Source organism: Geomicrobium halophilum (assembly GCF_014207655.1).
GTDB lineage: Bacteria > Bacillota > Bacilli > Bacillales > Marinococcaceae > Geomicrobium > Geomicrobium halophilum.
In genome coordinates, this window is the sequence record NZ_JACHHJ010000001.1 from 953,596 (window position 1) to 970,024 (window position 16,429).

At 43.3% G+C, this 16,429-nt stretch carries 17 protein-coding genes; all 17 read left to right on the top strand.

Annotation, left to right across the window (positions count from 1 at the left end):
• The first annotated feature begins 11 nt into the window (after nt 1–11).
• Nucleotides 12–1,847 carry a bifunctional homocysteine S-methyltransferase/methylenetetrahydrofolate reductase gene (locus tag HNR44_RS04765; protein ID WP_184402945.1) on the top strand — a complete coding sequence of 612 codons (1,836 nt, stop codon included), beginning with the start codon at nt 12–14 and terminating at the stop codon, nt 1,845–1,847.
• 152 nt (nt 1,848–1,999) lie between these two features.
• On the top strand, nt 2,000–2,971 hold the full coding sequence (gene sleB, locus HNR44_RS04770) for a spore cortex-lytic enzyme (RefSeq protein WP_184402946.1): 972 nt from the start codon (nt 2,000–2,002) through the stop codon (nt 2,969–2,971).
• A gap of 15 nt (nt 2,972–2,986) precedes the next feature.
• Nucleotides 2,987–4,399 carry a germination protein YpeB gene (gene ypeB, locus HNR44_RS04775; RefSeq protein WP_184402947.1) on the top strand — a complete coding sequence of 471 codons (1,413 nt, stop codon included), beginning with the start codon at nt 2,987–2,989 and terminating at the stop codon, nt 4,397–4,399.
• 245 nt (nt 4,400–4,644) lie between these two features.
• Complete coding sequence (cmk, locus tag HNR44_RS04780; protein WP_184402948.1) at nt 4,645–5,328, top strand: (d)CMP kinase; 684 nt, start codon at nt 4,645–4,647, stop codon at nt 5,326–5,328.
• Nucleotides 5,325–5,915: a lysophospholipid acyltransferase family protein gene (locus HNR44_RS04785; RefSeq protein ID WP_184402949.1), complete on the top strand. Its 591-nt coding sequence runs from the start codon at nt 5,325–5,327 to the stop codon at nt 5,913–5,915. Before cmk ends, HNR44_RS04785 begins: the two co-directional genes overlap by 4 nt.
• A gap of 82 nt (nt 5,916–5,997) precedes the next feature.
• Nucleotides 5,998–7,152: a 30S ribosomal protein S1 gene (rpsA, locus tag HNR44_RS04790; RefSeq protein ID WP_184402950.1), complete on the top strand. Its 1,155-nt coding sequence runs from the start codon at nt 5,998–6,000 to the stop codon at nt 7,150–7,152.
• A gap of 113 nt (nt 7,153–7,265) precedes the next feature.
• A complete protein-coding gene (locus HNR44_RS04795; RefSeq protein ID WP_184402951.1) occupies nt 7,266–7,880 on the top strand; it encodes a YphA family membrane protein in 615 nt (204 codons plus the stop codon).
• Between the two features lie 79 nt (nt 7,881–7,959).
• The gene (gene der, locus HNR44_RS04800) at nt 7,960–9,276 is read left to right on the top strand and encodes a ribosome biogenesis GTPase Der (RefSeq protein WP_184402952.1); all 1,317 of its coding nucleotides are present in this window, start codon (nt 7,960–7,962) and stop codon (nt 9,274–9,276) included.
• A gap of 50 nt (nt 9,277–9,326) precedes the next feature.
• Nucleotides 9,327–9,968 (top strand): glycerol-3-phosphate 1-O-acyltransferase PlsY, encoded by a 642-nt coding sequence (gene plsY, locus HNR44_RS04805; RefSeq protein ID WP_184402953.1) that lies wholly within the window; start codon nt 9,327–9,329, stop codon nt 9,966–9,968.
• Nucleotides 9,969–9,987: 19 nt separating this feature from the next.
• On the top strand, nt 9,988–11,031 hold the full coding sequence (locus HNR44_RS04810) for an NAD(P)H-dependent glycerol-3-phosphate dehydrogenase (RefSeq protein ID WP_184402954.1): 1,044 nt from the start codon (nt 9,988–9,990) through the stop codon (nt 11,029–11,031).
• A gap of 225 nt (nt 11,032–11,256) precedes the next feature.
• The gene (locus tag HNR44_RS04815) at nt 11,257–11,517 is read left to right on the top strand and encodes a stage VI sporulation protein F (protein ID WP_246406983.1); all 261 of its coding nucleotides are present in this window, start codon (nt 11,257–11,259) and stop codon (nt 11,515–11,517) included.
• Nucleotides 11,518–11,740: 223 nt separating this feature from the next.
• Nucleotides 11,741–11,944, top strand: coding sequence for a DUF2768 domain-containing protein (locus HNR44_RS04820; RefSeq protein ID WP_184402955.1), 204 nt, complete (start codon nt 11,741–11,743; stop codon nt 11,942–11,944).
• Nucleotides 11,945–11,995: 51 nt separating this feature from the next.
• Nucleotides 11,996–12,730, top strand: a complete 735-nt coding sequence (locus HNR44_RS04825) for a hypothetical protein (RefSeq protein WP_184402956.1) — start codon at nt 11,996–11,998, stop codon at nt 12,728–12,730.
• Between the two features lie 224 nt (nt 12,731–12,954).
• Entirely contained in the window at nt 12,955–14,436 is a 1,482-nt protein-coding gene (spoIVA, locus tag HNR44_RS04830) for a stage IV sporulation protein A (RefSeq protein ID WP_184402957.1), read from the top strand.
• Nucleotides 14,437–14,681: 245 nt separating this feature from the next.
• Complete coding sequence (gene folE, locus HNR44_RS04835) at nt 14,682–15,245, top strand: GTP cyclohydrolase I FolE (protein WP_184402958.1); 564 nt, start codon at nt 14,682–14,684, stop codon at nt 15,243–15,245.
• Nucleotides 15,246–15,261: 16 nt separating this feature from the next.
• Nucleotides 15,262–15,480, top strand: a complete 219-nt coding sequence (gene mtrB, locus HNR44_RS04840) for a trp RNA-binding attenuation protein MtrB (protein ID WP_184402959.1) — start codon at nt 15,262–15,264, stop codon at nt 15,478–15,480.
• A 142-nt stretch (nt 15,481–15,622) separates the two neighbouring features.
• Nucleotides 15,623–16,411, top strand: coding sequence for a heptaprenyl diphosphate synthase component 1 (locus tag HNR44_RS04845; RefSeq protein ID WP_184402960.1), 789 nt, complete (start codon nt 15,623–15,625; stop codon nt 16,409–16,411).
• The last annotated feature ends 18 nt before the right edge of the window (nt 16,412–16,429 follow it).

Consider the following 16,429-nt stretch of genomic DNA (forward strand, 5'->3'; position numbering starts at 1 on the left):
GAGAGATGAGGGTGAACTTCCTAGAAAGGATTAAGAATGATATTTTAATTGCTGATGGAGCGATTGGTACCCTTTTGTATGCTCGGGATATAACAGGATCGATTGAGCATGCTAATCTATATGCGGAGGACAAGGTAATTGCTGCTCATAAAGAGTACATCAAAGCGGGTGCAGATTTTATACAGTCGAACACATATGCAGCGAATGCGCTTAAGCTCGAACGTTATGGATTAGAGCAGGAAGTAACGACAATTAATCGCCGCGGAATGCAGATGGCTAAACAGGCTGCGGTTGGAGAAAATGTGCATGTAGCGGGTACCATCGGGGGAATCAGGGATGGAAGAGCCACCCAATTTAGCAATGATGAAGTAAAGGCTGCTACAGAAAAGCAAGCAGAAGCGCTTTTGTCAGAAGATCCCGACGCAATCCTTTTGGAAACGTATTATGATCTCCAAGAACTTGTGCAGGCGTTAAGGATCATTAAGCGACTATCTCCTGAAATGCCAGTCGTCAGTAATGTTTCTCTTGGAGATGTAGGTATATTGCATGGAGGCATACCGATTAATCATGCACTTGTGCGGCTTTTAAACGAAGGGGCTGATGTCGTTGGTATCAATTGCCGGATGGGGCCCGCACAGACCATTGCATCACTGGAGGAAGTTGCTCTACCCGAAGGCGCCTTTCTCTCCGCATATCCGAATGCAAGCTTACCAGGCATTCAGGATGGCCGACTTGTCTATCAATCGAATCCGGATTATTTTAAAAATAAAGCAGAAGCGTTTCAAGAGCAGGGTGTACAGTTGTTAGGCGGTTGTTGCGGAACAACGCCTGACCATATTCGTTCCTTTAAGGAAGCGCTGAAAAACAAGTCTCCCAAACGAAAAACACATGCGAAAGTTTCTAATGTCCAACAACAGCAGGAAGCGGAAATCGGGCATACCATTAGCCTGGATAAAACAGATCCATCCGTTATCGTAGAGCTTGACCCTCCGAAATCGCTAACAAAAATGGACAAATTTTTAAAAGGGTCCCAAGCACTTCATGATGCAGGGGTTGATGCGGTCACGCTTGCGGATAACTCCCTTGCTACTTCGCGGGTGGATAATCTAGCTTCTGCCACAATGATTAAGCAACAGTCGGGGGCGCACCCGCTTTTGCACATTGCTTGTCGTGATCGTAATTTAATTGGGATGCAATCCCACCTTCTCGGTCTGCATGCTTTAGGGATGCGAGACATCCTCGCGATTACAGGTGATCCAACCAAGGTAGGCGATTTTCCAGGAGCGACGTCCGTGTATGATTTGACCTCTTTTGATTTGATCAGATTAATTAAGACGATGAATGAAGGTTTCAGCCATTCCGGGCGTCCACTAGGATTACAAACTCAATTTACCGTCGGAGCAGCATTTAACCCAAATGTTAGTTCAATGGAAAAAGCGGTAAAACGTTTAGAGAAAAAAATTGTAGCAGGAGCAGATTTTGTAATGACACAGCCGATTTACGATGTTGGGACATTGGAGAGGTTGAGGGAAGCAACTAACCATTTGGATATCCCGATTTACGTAGGTATTATGCCTCTTATTAATGGGAGGAATGCTGAATTTCTTCATAATGAAGTTCCGGGTATACAACTTACCGATCAAGTATTGGCGAAAATGGCAGCTTGTGGGAATGATGTCCAAAAGGGAGAAGAAGAGGGGATCGCTATTGCGAAAGAATTACAAGAAGCGAGCTTAGATCTTTTTGGTCGTTTGTATCTCATTACTCCCTTTTTACGCTATCATATTACGGTATCATTAACGAATGATGCCCTTGTTTACAATACTAAAAAGTCCTTCACCTCTTAATAACACAAGTTATTTGCTTTTTTCATACCGGTCTACCCTAAAAAAGGGTAGACTTTTTAGTTTTTTACGTATAAATTCTCGTTTTCATCTAAAAATAAAGGCAATGAAAGACATTCCTTTCAAAACGAGTTAGAAAAAAGGAGGTAGGGCAAATGAGAAGTGGCATCCGATACTTATTTACTGCCACTATCGTATCGTGTGGCGTTCTTGGGTTTGCCACTCAGAGTGGTGAAGCCTTTAGTGATCAAGTGATCCAACAAGGTGCCACAGGCGATGATGTTGTTGAACTACAGGCTAGGCTTCAATATATTGGTTATTTTGATAATACGATTGATGGCGTATTCGGATGGGGGACCTATTGGGGAGCCCGTGAGTATCAGGAAGAATTTGGGATGGAAGTTGATGGGTTGGTTGGTTCAGAGATGAAAGAAAAACTTGAACAAACGACGGAGTACGATCAGGAGCACGTACAGGACGCATTAGAAAATGCCCGTGAGTTTACGCATTACGGAGACACACCGAAAGAGCAGCAAAAAGGTCCAAAAGGAAGTGCTGATGAAGAAGGGCAGGAAAGAGGACAAGATGGTGAGGAACAACAACCTGCCGAACCAGCACCACCCGAAGGTGAACAACCAGAAGCAGATCCCGAGCAAGCACAAGAAGAGGCTCCTCAAGAGGGTGAACAGCCGGATACAGGAGAAGAAGTTCCCGATGATGAACAAGGGAATGAACCAAATGTACAAAAAGCAATGAATACCCCTGATGGCTATTCAGATAACGACATTCAAATTATGGCAAACGCAGTTCATGGTGAAGCTAGAGGAGAACCTTATGAGGGGAAAGTGGCGGTAGCGGCGGTTATTATTAATCGTACTGAGGACGCAGAGTTTCCTGATACCGCCAACGAAGTCATTTTCGAACCAAGAGCTTTTACAGCTGTGGCGGATGGACAGATCTATTTGGAACCTGATGAGGAATCACGAGAGGCAGTTCTTGATGCTATTAATGGTCAAGATCCGTCGAATGGAGCCATTTATTATTACAACCCGGTAACAGCTACTTCTGAATGGATATTCTCTCGTGATGTTCATACAGAAATTGGAAAACATTTATTTGCAGATTAACTAGGAGGTGATTCGATGATTCGGTCGATTATCATTGCAGTACTGTCGGTTGCGTTGATAGGCACGGCTGTATTTGCATACAATGAACACCAGGAAAAGGAGAATTTGGGTCAACAAGGTGAAGGTTTTAACCAAGAACAAGAGGGTTTCGATCAAGAACAGTTGGCGATCAATAACGAAAATAATTATCAAAGGTCGTTTAACCAATTAGCCTTTCATTTAGACCATATGCAAGATGAATTAGGCGCATCTTTAGCAACGAACGGATTAACCAATATGACAGGTTCTTTAGCTGAGGTGTGGCGTATTTCTTCAATGGCTCATAGTGAAATGGGGCACCTCCCCCTTGGGATCGTTCCCATTAGGGAGACAGAACAATATTTATCAAATGTTGCCGAGTTCACCCACGATGTGGCCATACGAGATCGAGCTGATGAACCGTTAACGGATGAAGAGTATGAACAGCTGGAAACATTTTATGAGCAAGCAGGCGAGATCTCTCAGGATTTGCGTACTGTTCAAGCAAAGATGCAATCTGAAGATATTCGTTGGACAGATATTGAGGCTGAACTTGTCAGTAACACGGATCCTGGTGAAGGGACAGCGATCGATGGCCTGCAGGGAATTGATGAAAAGGCAAAAGGATTTTCCGAGAACAACTGGAATGATGACACCGGTTTTCCCGAGGATGTAGAAGATCGTATCGCAAGTGTAGTGGATGATGAAACAGCTTTGGATGAGGAGGAAGTTGTCGAAAAGGCGAAGGATTTTCTTAACCTCTCGGATGAAGCAGATGTAGAAGTTGATCGATTGGGCGAAGGGTTACCATATGAGGGTTATCAAATTATGGTTGACGATAATGACGGGGAAAGCAAGTACAGATTGAATATGACCGAAAAAGGCGGGCTGCCAATTTGGGCTTTACAGGATCGCCCCATATCGGATGAAGTTAACGTCAGTTTAAATGAAGCTTCCGATATTGCGGCAGATTTTCTAGAAGATAAAGGATTTGAAGATCTGCAACTCGTTGATAGTAAACAATACAACTCGGTTGGCACCTTTCAGTTTGCTCCTACCGCTAACGATGTTCGTTTATACCCTGACGCTGTGGTCATGGAGGTTGCTCTTGATGACGGCGATATCATTGGCTATAAAGGGTCTGACTATATAGCTAATCACCGCGAGCGGCATGACCTAGAGCCAGAAATAGATCTTGAGGAGGCGCTTGATGAGGTACACGAAAACTTAGAAGTAAGAGAAGATCATATGGCTGTCATTGAAAATCAAAACGGCGATGAAGTCTTGACCTATGAACTGTATGGAACGATGAACAATGACACGTATCGCCTCTATATCAATGCAGAAGATGGTACAGAGGAAGAAGTAAAGCGTATGCAAGAGGCAGAACCCATCTATCATACAATGTGAATTAAAGCCAGTGAATAGTGACCCTGTTCGCTGGCTTTTTCTTTTTATAAAGTATGGAGCAAACCATAGCCATTCTTTGCGAGCAAAAAACGTTTTTACAAATTTTCCTAAAAACAAGATTCATTTTTCTTTTTTTGACTAATGGTCTTTGAACGTTTGTCTTGTACACCTTATTATGGTAAGCTTTAAGCAGTGTTCGGGTTGCCCTGACATATCCATACCAGTTTCTACATACGGGGTGTAATATGCACAAGATCAACATCGCCATTGATGGACCAGCAGGTTCAGGAAAGAGTACGGTCGCAAGAAAAGCAGCAGAACAATTATTTTATTTATATCTCGATACGGGCGCAATGTATCGCTTTCTTACATTTCGTGCATTAAGAGAAGGAATTCCTGAACACGATGAAGAAGCCCTTCTCCAATTATTAACGAATATAGAATTTTCGCTTGTCAATGAGGGCGAAAAAGGGGTAAAATTGAGTGTCAATGGAGGACCGCTCGGAGAGGGAATACGGTCTCAGGCGGTGACTGAAAAAGTTTCTGCAATATCCGCCCATGAAAAGATTAGAAAAGAGATGGTGACAAGGCAACAGCAGCTAGCAAAGGAAAAAGGGGTTGTTCTCGACGGCAGGGATATTGGTACCTTCGTATTACCGGAGGCTGAGTTGAAAATATATCTGTATGCATCTGTTGATGAAAGATCGAGGCGAAGATACTTGGAAAATCTTGAAAACCATCGGCCCTCCGATATTGACGTGATTAAAGAAGAGATTACAAGAAGAGATCACCTTGACAGTACACGGCAGATTGCACCGCTCACACAAGCAAAGGATGCTTTCCCCCTGGATACAACAAACCTGACAATTGAAGAGGCAGTTGCCCATATTTGTCACCTCGCACGGGAAAAGGAGAAAAAAGGGCAATGATATACAGGATCGGTCAATTTATCTGCCGCATTGTATTATCGATGGTTTTTTTCGCTAAGATAGAGGGAAAAGAACATATACCGGCAAATGGGCCCGTCATTATTTGCAGCAATCACAAAAGCAATTTTGACCCACCGTTACTCGGTTCTTACATTAAGCGTCCGTTGCGATTTATGGCAAAGGAGGAATTGTTTACCTCCAAATGGTTTGGTCCTTTAATTACAAAGTTGGGAGCTTTTCCTGTTAAACGAGGAACCGGTGATCGCGGCGCTTTACGGAAAGGTACCCAAATACTTCGTGACAACGAAGTATTGCTGTTATTTCCGGAAGGAAACCGTAGTAAAACAGAAGAAATTGAGGATGGACTCGCTGGGGCAGGGTATTTTGCATTGAAAAGTAGTGCGACTGTTATTCCTGCTTATATCAAAGGGAAATATAAACCTTTTCGTAGGGTCACAGCCTTCTATGGGCCGCCGGTCCCGTTGGATGACTTGAGAAATGAGAAAGCATCATCTCAAGAGGTAACGGATCACATTATGACCCATATTCGCATGCTCCGGGATGATGTGGAAGAGAACAATCGTTAACAACATTCTTTCATCATTTGTTGAAAGAGTTTTGTATAAAAAATTGAGTAATGTTCCAGAAGGGTAAGGAGGAAAATGGGCAATGGTTGAAGATATGAATAACGAAATGGCCAATGTCAAAGAATTCCATGTTGATGATATCGTCAGTGGAAAAGTGACGAAAGTAGAGGAAAAGCAAGCGTTTGTAGACGCTGGTTACAAAGTAGACGGAATTATTCCGATAAGTGAACTATCAAGTCTGCATGTAGAAAAGGTAAGCGATGTATTAAACGAAGGTGACGAAGTGGAGCTGAAAGTGATTAAAGTTGAGGATGATGAGCTCGTTCTCTCACTTCGTGGTGCGCGCGCCGAAAAAGCTTGGCAGTCGTTACAGGAAACATTTGAATCAGGAAGCTTAATCGAGGCAGAAGTTGCTGAAGTCGTTAAAGGGGGACTTGTCGTCGATGTAGGTGTACGCGGTTTCATTCCGGCTTCCCTCGTTGAGCAGCATTTTGTTGAAGACTTCTCGGACTATAAAGGGAAACAATTGGAATTAAAAATTGTTGAAATCGACCCTGAGGATAACAAGTTGATTCTTTCAAGACGTGCCGTTCTTGATGAAGAAGCGGAACACAAGAAAAAAGAAGTCCTCGAAAACCTTGAAGTAGGTTCTGAGGTATTGGGGACTGTTCAACGGTTAACTTCGTTTGGTGCCTTTGTGGATGTGGGCGGAGTGGATGGCCTTGTGCACATTTCGCAAATGGCTCATCATCGTGTTGAATCACCGGGCGAAATTGTAAAAGAAGGTGAAGAAATCAACGTGAAAATCCTCGCGGTTGATTCTGAGAATGAGCGTGTTTCATTATCAATTAAAGATACACTTCCAGGGCCTTGGACCGTGATTGAAGGTCAATTTCAGCCAGGAGATGTCATCGATGGGCAAGTAAAAAGACTTGTATCCTTTGGCGCTTTTGTCGAGGTTGCCCCTGGCGTTGAAGGACTCGTTCATATTTCACAAATTGCAAACCGTCATATTGGCACCCCTGATGAAGTACTTGAAGAAGGACAAGCGGTGCAAGTTAAGGTACTTGATATCAATCCATCTGAACAAAGAATTTCCTTGAGCATTCGTGAACTTGAAGATGAGGCTACACCCGAAAACAAAGTACAGCGAGAATATGAAGCTCCTGAAGAAGATCACTCCGGGTTCTCCCTTGGAGATATGATTGGGGATCAGTTAGATAAATATCGCAATTAAGGAGTATGAACAATCGGCGAATCCTGCGATTCGCCGATTGTTTTCCGCTCATACGTTTGTGTAAGTATGAATGTTCTTGTCTATACTGTTGAAGAATAGGCAGGAGGGTTCGTATGGATTATTTATTATTTTTCTGGTTTGCTTGGATGCTTTGGGTTGTGGTTACATTCTTATGGCAGAAAACGGTTCGTCAAGTATCACTTGCAGTAACCATATTGCTAATCGTCATAGGTGCGCCGATCACTTTAAACGGGGATGGTTTTGAAATCTCGTTGGCTTACGGGTTTGTTTTATTTTTGGCTTGTGTTTGGACAGGTTCGTTCCGAATGAAGCGAAAGTGGAGCATGGCTCTGTCAGTTATTGCACTCACGTTTTTGTATGCGAGCTTCCAGCTGATGGTCTGGTATAGTCCAGTTATCTTTTTACTTGGTGATATATGGGTTCCTGTAATTGTGATTGCATTTGTGACTGTTTTCATACATCGTCATACCGAAAGCCGTTATCCGCTTGTTCTGCTGGCATGTAGTTTTGGCGAAGTGCTAGCGGCCATCACTATTTTACCATTAACAGGTGGGCTGTACGTGGGCGATGCTTTATTTTATAATGTTTTGGCTGCTGCGATGGTTCTGATCTTGTTATGGCAAACATTGGAGCAAGCAACGAAGAAATGGGCGAATGCGTATGGAGCCACTCGTTACAAGCGAACAACCGGGAGACTTTCATTATAATGAGGAGGCCTTTTTTCGAAGGCTTCCCATATATGTTAATACATACATAGATTGAACAGATAGGGGGCATGTATACCACATGTCGAAGCCAGTTGTTGCCATTGTTGGCCGCCCAAATGTAGGAAAATCAACGATTTTTAATCGCTTTGTCGGTGAGCGTATTGCCATTGTAGAAGATATCCCTGGTGTAACGCGCGATCGCATATATGGCGAGGCAGAATGGTTGAACCATATGTTTAATGTTATAGACACGGGCGGAATTATGATCGGTGATGAACCATTAAGCGAACAGATGAGGGTTCAAGCTGAAATCGCGATTGAAGAAGCGGATGTGATTATTTTAATCGTGAATGGCCGGGATGGATTAACGGCTGCTGATGAAGACGTTTCGAAAATTTTGTTACGCTCTAATAAACCAGTAATTGTTGGCGTAAACAAAGTGGATAACTTAGAAATGGAAGAGCAAATTTATGATTTTTATTCGTTAGGGTTTGGTCAACCTTTTCCGATTTCTGGTTCTCACGGACGTGGGACTGGTGATCTTCTGGATGAAGTTTTTAATCATTTTCCTTCTGATGCTTGGGATGAAATTGAACCGGATACGATTCACTTTGCTGTAGTTGGGCGTCCGAACGTCGGAAAATCTTCATTGGTCAACTCCATACTCGGGGAAGAACGGGTGATTGTAAGTGAACGGGCAGGAACGACACGTGATGCTATTGACACGAGCTTTGTGAGCGATAAACAAAAATATCGTATTGTCGACACGGCTGGTATGAGAAAACGGGGAAAAATCTACGAAAACACGGAGAAGTATAGCGTGTTACGGGCGATGAGGGCGCTTGAACGAGCGAATGTCGTCCTTGTCGTTCTTGATGGAGAAGAAGGCATCATTGAACAGGATAAAAAAGTTGCCGGCTATGCCCATGAGTCAGGCCGTGGTGTGGTCATTGTTGTGAACAAGTGGGATGCTGTAGAAAAAGACGATCGTACAATGAACGAATTTACAGAACGCATCCGTGAGGAGTTCAGTTTTATTGCCTACGCGCCGATTATCTTTGTATCTGCTAAAACAAAACAACGGGTTCAAAAGGTGCTCCCTGTTGTAAAACTTGTATCAGACAACCATCAAATGCGAATGCCGACGCATGTAATTAACGATGTAATTATGGATGCCGTAGCGATGAATCCTACACCTACAGCGTCTGGGATGAAACGATTGCGCATTAATTATGCAACACAAGTAGCGGTGGCTCCACCAACATTTGTCGTGTTTGTAAACGATCCAGAGCTTCTCCATTTTTCATATCGCAGATATTTAGAAAATAAATTAAGAGAAGCTTTTTCATTAGAAGGATCACCTTTGAAGGTGATTGCCCGTAGAAAGAATGAATGAAAATTTGCTGAGCTGATCATCGTTTCAGACTTTGGGGAGAGGAGAAACCGATGGATGTACTTATTGCTGGCTTGTTAGCCTACCTACTTGGGTCGATCAGTTTCAGTTATGTGATCACAAAAAAAGTGAAAAAGATTGATATCCGTCAACATGGAAGCGGTAATGCAGGGGCAACAAATACGTTAAGGGTTTTAGGTAAAGGCCCTGCGATTGTTGTCCTGGCTTTAGACAGCCTCAAAGGGGTCATAGCTGTATGGTTTGGTTTTTGGTCGGAATCAATGTTTATGGGTACAGGTCTTGCTCTATTCGAAGGATATCCAGGCTGGGCTCCAGCTATCAGTGGTTTATTGGCAATTTTCGGGCACAATTGGCCCATCTATTACCGGTTCCGGGGTGGAAAAGGGGTCGCGACCACAGCTGGTGTCATCGGAGCTTTAATCTTTTTCCCAGCAATCTACATTGGTATTGTTGCGATTTTAACTGTTGCGATTACTCGCTTTGTATCGTTAGGATCCCTTATTTTTGCAATTACAACCCCTTTTCTTGTCTTATTAACATTAGATCATTATGGTCATCCGTGGCCTTATTTTTATTTAGCATGCGTGGTTGGAGGAATGTCTCTCTGGCGACATCGTACGAATATAAAAAGGTTGATCCAAGGTAATGAAAGTAAATTAGGGCAAAAAGATTAATATCCAAAGGAGCTGGCTTATGGAGAGAAAAAAACTAGCAGTTCTTGGTGCGGGAAGTTGGGGGACGGCACTTTCAATCGTTTTGGCAGATAACGGACATGACGTAACCATTTGGGCACGCCGAGAAGCTCAAGCAAGGGAAATGAATGAAGAGAAAACGAATGAGCATTATTTGAGTGATATCCGTTTACCTGATAACATCACCGTGACGAACCGTTTGCATCAGGCTGTCGAGGGATGTGATGCGCTACTCATAAGCGTACCGACCTCCAGCATTCGAGAAACAGTACAGCTGTTGGCTCAGTCTGATGTCCACATTCCACTCGTTATTCATGCGACAAAAGGAATTGAACCAGATACGCTCCTGCGCATTTCAGAAATGATGGAAGAGGAAAATGTCTACAATTTTACATCAGATGTCGTGGCATTATCAGGCCCTAGCCACGCCGAAGAAGTAGCCAGGAGGCAGCCAACGACCGTAACGGTATCCTCCCTGAGTAGGGAGGCTTGTGATCGTGCGCAGGTATTGTTTATGAACGAAAAGTTCCGTGTGTATACGAGCCAGGATATTGTCGGGGTGGAACTAGGGGGCTCTTTAAAAAATGTGATGGCGCTCGGGGTGGGATTAACCGAGGGATTAGGGTATGGAGATAACGCCCGTGCGGCTATTATGACAAGAGGTCTGGCGGAAATGACGCGTTTAGGTACGAAACTAGGAGCTGACCCGCTAACATTTGCGGGTTTATCAGGTTTAGGAGATTTGATTGTTACCTGTACGAGTGAGCATAGTCGAAACTGGCGTGCAGGTTATCAACTAGGTCAAGGCATTCCACTTACTGAGGTACTTGAACAAATGGGGATGGTCGTTGAAGGTGTGAAAACGACGCAAGCTGTTGCCCAGTTGGCGAAAAAAGAGGGCATTGAAGTACCGATTACAATGGCCATATATGACGTACTTTTTAATGGACAATCGCCCCTTCAAGCAGCAGAATACCTAATGGGGCGTGTTCGTAAGCACGAAGCTGAACAACTCAACTTCACAAAAGTACAGAAAAAGGATTAAATTCAAAAACTGTTCTGACAGATACCTTCTGAAGGATTCTTGCTTACTGTTATCTATATCTGAATAATGATTCGTTTGGGTTCCGAGGTTCGAAGGGCTTTGCCCCTATTCTCAGCTTTCTTTGATATATACTTAAGGAATAAAAGCTCTCTTGCTTCTCTAAAAGGCACATCTTTTCTGATCAGTCATAGAATACATGTGAGCACAGATTTGAAAGGGTGAAAAATGATGAGCTATAATGATTCAATCTTCGATCATATTCAAAAGAAGGCAAATGTCAATCAGGAAGACTTGCAGGATCTTGCTAATTCAGCGGAGGGTGCAAACTTCCAGGATGAGGAAACCGTTCGTCAGCTTATTTATGATGTGGCCCAAATGGCAGGTGTCCATGTCTCAAGAGAAAAGGAAGAACAGTTAGTACATTCTATAACTAACAATCAAATCCCCCTTGATTTTGCATCATTAAGCAACCTATTCCGAGAATAGTTGCTGCAAGCTAGGCTATCGCCAGCGCGTTACGGCTAAGTGACGCATAGAATATGGAGAGCCAGATCCAAGAAAGGTACCACCTTATTTTTGGAAGAAAGGTTTAGTCACCGGAGGTTTTCACCTCCGGTTTTAACGTGATTTTTCCTAGGGTTCTCCGTTCTCAATATTCCTTCATGCGTACATGCTATGCTATAATGAAGGGTGTTTAGAAGGAGGGTAAATGGTGAGTGCACTTGATATGATGTGGCTTTCTTTTTTGGGCATATTCCTGATGTTTGTCTCGGCCATTACGGCATTATTTGGCCGTGAGAAATTGTCGGGATTTATAAGGTTTATAGTACTTTCATTTTCATTTACCTGTTTAGTGGTTGCAGGCCTTATTGTGTTGTTTGTCGTTGTGCCAGGTCCAAGAGCTGATTTATAAAATCAGTTGGATGAGGTGTTGTCATGGATTAAAGGAGGACGAGCTTGAGAGGTGTTGGATTTGCTACGAAGCCTGAGGCTATGTTTAACCACTGGTTTTTTATTGATCGTACTAACAGGTTGTCTTTACCCCCAAGATTCGGGTACAGACCCCGGAGGGCATCCTCATTCGGAACAGCTGCAATCTGTGCAAACAGCTGTTGATGAATATCAACAGCAATACGGAGTTCCGCCGATTCAGGATTTTGACGAGCATACCAATCTTTACGAACGTTACCAGGTAGATTTTCAGGAATTGATTCCCGGATTTATGCAAGAAGCGCCTTCAAGTGCGTTTGAAAATGGCGGCGAATATTACTATACATTGATTAACGTTGAAGAAGACCCGGAAGTACGTGTTATAGATGCAACCATTTTGCAGGAAGCGCGGGATTTTGAACGTGATATCCGAGAATATAAACGTTCGAATGAATTTCCCCCGATTGATGATATGGTAGGCCCCGGTGTATTTTCAATAGATTACGAACGCTTGGGATATGAGGATCAGCCTACGGTTGAGAGCCCTTATTATGCCACGAGCTTACCGTTGTTCCTTGATGAGACTGGACAAGTGATAATTGATTACAGCAGTGATTTAAATCGGATCCTTCAAGAGGTGAATCCGAATATCGAGGACGAAGAGGATATCCGCTCGATCTTAACCGATGAATTTGTCGTTGTTCCTGTTTTATCAAGGCCTTATACGATTGAAAACGGAGAACCGGCCTTTACAGATGTAAGAGAATAGTTCTAAACCTCTTTTTTTCTATCTATATATAGAGAGAAAGGGGTTTTTGTATGACCGCTGATAATCTGTAATGAAAGGAATTAACTACGCTTATGCCATTATATCTTGGCTATAAGCTAGGTTTTTCTCATGGAAAGCGTCATAAAAATATGGACAACATCATACGCTGTAGCGATCACACTCAAATGTAACGATAGCGTCAATTATAGAACGGAGGGGATCTCGTGGAAAAAGTGGATATCTTTAAAGATATCGCGGAACGCACAGGAGGGGATATTTACTTAGGCGTTGTCGGCGCTGTACGTACGGGGAAGTCAACGTTTATTAAAAAGTTTATGGAACTAGCTGTTATCCCCCATATGGACGATGAAACCAGTCGAATCCGGACAAAGGATGAACTACCACAAAGTGCTGCCGGGAAACAAATCATGACCACTGAACCCAAATTTGTACCTAATCATGCAGTAGAGCTCAACGTTGATGAAGGGCTAGATGTGAACGTAAGGCTTGTAGATTGTGTCGGTTATGCCGTGTCCGGAGCGAAAGGATATGAAGATGAACATGGGCCCCGCATGATTAATACCCCATGGTATGAAGAGCCGATTCCATTTCAGGAAGCTGCTGAAATCGGTACCCGGAAGGTGATTCAGGAACATTCGACTTTAGGGGTGGTGGTAACTTCAGATGGTACGATTGGGGAACTCCCGCGCGAGGAATATGTGGAGGCAGAAGAACGGGTGATTGAAGAGTTAAAAGAGGTCGGCAAACCTTTTATCGTCATTGTAAACTCCGTTCGTCCTCACCACCCGGATACGCAAGCTCTTCGAAGCAGTATTGAGGAAACCCATGACGTTCCTGTAATCCCGTTAAGTGTAGAAAGTATGACTGAACAAGATATTCATCGCGTACTAAGAGAAGTTCTGTTTGAATTCCCAGTTCATGAAGTAAACGTCAACCTGCCGAGTTGGGTGATGGTTTTAAGGGATAATCACTGGCTTCGTAATGAATATGAACAATCAGTAAAAAACACGGTAAAAGATATCAAAAGACTCCGTGATGTTGATCGAGTCGTGGGTCAATTTGGCCAAGATTTTGATTTTATTGACTCGGCTTCACTTGCCGGAATAGAAATGGGGCAAGGGGTCGCGGATATCGATTTGTATGCCCCTGATGACCTGTATGATCGAATTCTTAAAGAAGTTGTCGGCGTTGATATACGCGGTAAAGATCATCTTCTGCAATTAATGCAGGATTTTGCTCACGCAAAAAGAGAATATGACCAAGTATCCGATGCCTTAACAATGGTGAAACAAACGGGATACGGGATTGCTGCCCCTGCGTTAGAGGATATGAGCTTAGATGAACCAGAGATCATTCGACAAGGATCACGTTTTGGCGTCCGACTTCGGGCTGTCGCTCCCTCGGTTCATATGGTCAAAGTCGATGTTGAATCTGAATTCGCCCCGATTATTGGTACGGAGAAGCAAAGCGAAGAACTCGTGCGTTATCTCATGCAAGATTTTGAGGAAAATCCTCTTTCCATTTGGAATTCGGATATATTTGGAAGGTCTTTAAGTTCCATTGTTCGGGAAGGGATTCAGGCGAAGATCTCGCTCATGCCTGAGAATGCACGCTATAAATTAAAAGAAACCCTTGAGCGTATTATCAATGAAGGTTCAGGTGGATTAATTGCAATTATTCTTTAATTGCGAGCCTCCGTTATTCGGGGGTTCGTTTTTTATTTCAGCATGTGCTTCAAAGTGGGTAAGTCCCTAAGCTTCGGTGCTTGAAGGATACATCTTCCTGAGGTATAAAAGTAATTCTAAGTGTATATTCAACTTCATTTAGACTTTAGATGTTACACTAGATAAGAGTGCTCATACATTGCTTTTCAGCAGGCGCTGTGCTAAAATTTCTAGCGATTCATATAGCTGGACAGGGGGTTCAACTAGTGACTAAACTAGATCATGATAAAATACAATCCGCAGTTCGTCAATTGCTTGAAGCGATAGGCGATGACCCAGATCGTGAAGGCGTCCAGGATACGCCCGCCCGAGTCGCGAGAATGTACGAGGAAGTATTTAGCGGACTGAATGAAAATCCAGAAACCCATTTACAAACGATTTTCGGCGAAGAGCATGAGGAACTTGTTCTTGTTAAGGATATTACGTTTTATTCCATGTGCGAGCATCACCTTCTTCCTTTTTTTGGGAAAGCACATATCGGTTATATTCCAAGAAACGGGATCGTTACAGGTCTCAGTAAGCTGGCGCGCGTAGTAGAAACGATCTCACGAAAGCCACAGCTTCAGGAAAGGATTACATCAAGTGTCGCCAATGCACTCGTCGAGACGCTCAATCCGCATGGTGTGATCGTCGTGGTTGAAGCTGAACATATGTGTATGACCATGCGCGGGATTCAGAAACCGGGAAGCACGACAGTAACATCAGCTGTACGTGGCGTCTTTGAACACGATGCTGCATCGCGGGCAGAAGTATTGTCTTTAATTCAATAAGGGAGGGGATCCATTCGTGCGTGAAAATGATTTCTTTGTGATCAAAGCCGAGGAACAAGGTGTGAATGTCATTGGACTTACGAGGGGAGATACCACACGTTTTCATCATTCTGAAAAGCTTGATGAGGGCGAAATCATGATTGCCCAATTTACTGAGCACACCTCTGCTGTTAAGGTCCGCGGAAAAGCGACGATTCAAACGAGTCATGGCGAAATTAAAACAGAAGGTTCATGAAGAATTGGGATCGTCTTAACCTATAGCTAAGAACAATATCGCTGTATTCAAGAAATATCTATCACTCGTGTTTTTCGAAGTTAGAGGTGATATATGCTATAATGGACAAGATGATCCCTTTTCAAGTTCGGGGGGAACAAGTATGGAGAGTGTGACTACAGAACGAAAACAACTCGAATGGGTCGTGGATCAATTTAATGAAATTATTCGTCATCGATTTCTGGCTAAATACGTAAGTAAACCAAAGTTTGATGAAGATAAGACGGTTTTTTTGATTCATGCACTCCGGACACCGAAGCTTGATGAAACCGAGCAATTGGAACGGGTAACTTCTGCTTTGCTCGTTGATGCGGCACTTACCACTCATCAATATATTCCTTTACATAATGACCAGAGCTATGATGGCAAACAAGAACAACTTACGGTTCTGGCGGGGGATTTATATAGCAGTTTATACTATAAAAGGCTGACGAAAATGGCGGATATTCCGCTTATGCGTGTGTTTAGCGAATCCATTCAGACGATGAATAACGCGAAAGTGCGATTACATAATCGTGATTGGAACACTATTGAAGAGTTGGAACAATTAGTAGCTGAGATGGAATCGATGCTCATTACTAACCTTGCTGCCTTTTATCAGCAATCCCTCATACAGCGAATCGCTTCTGTGTTTTTGACGTTAAGGCGAATAAGGTCTATATTATTTTCGATGGAGAGTGGTCAGGAAAGTTGGGGATCGGCCGTGCTATCCCCGATGTTAGCGAATGAACCTTTGGATAAATCTCCGGAGGAAGAGAAACAACTCCTAGCCGATCATTTACGCCAGCTCATTAAGAAAAAACAGGTAGAGTTGCAGGATATTTTAAATGAAGTGAAAGGCACACTCCCTGCTCCACTCATGGAACGTCTAAAAACCGTTATCGATGAGTAAGAAAGCAGTATAAAAAGG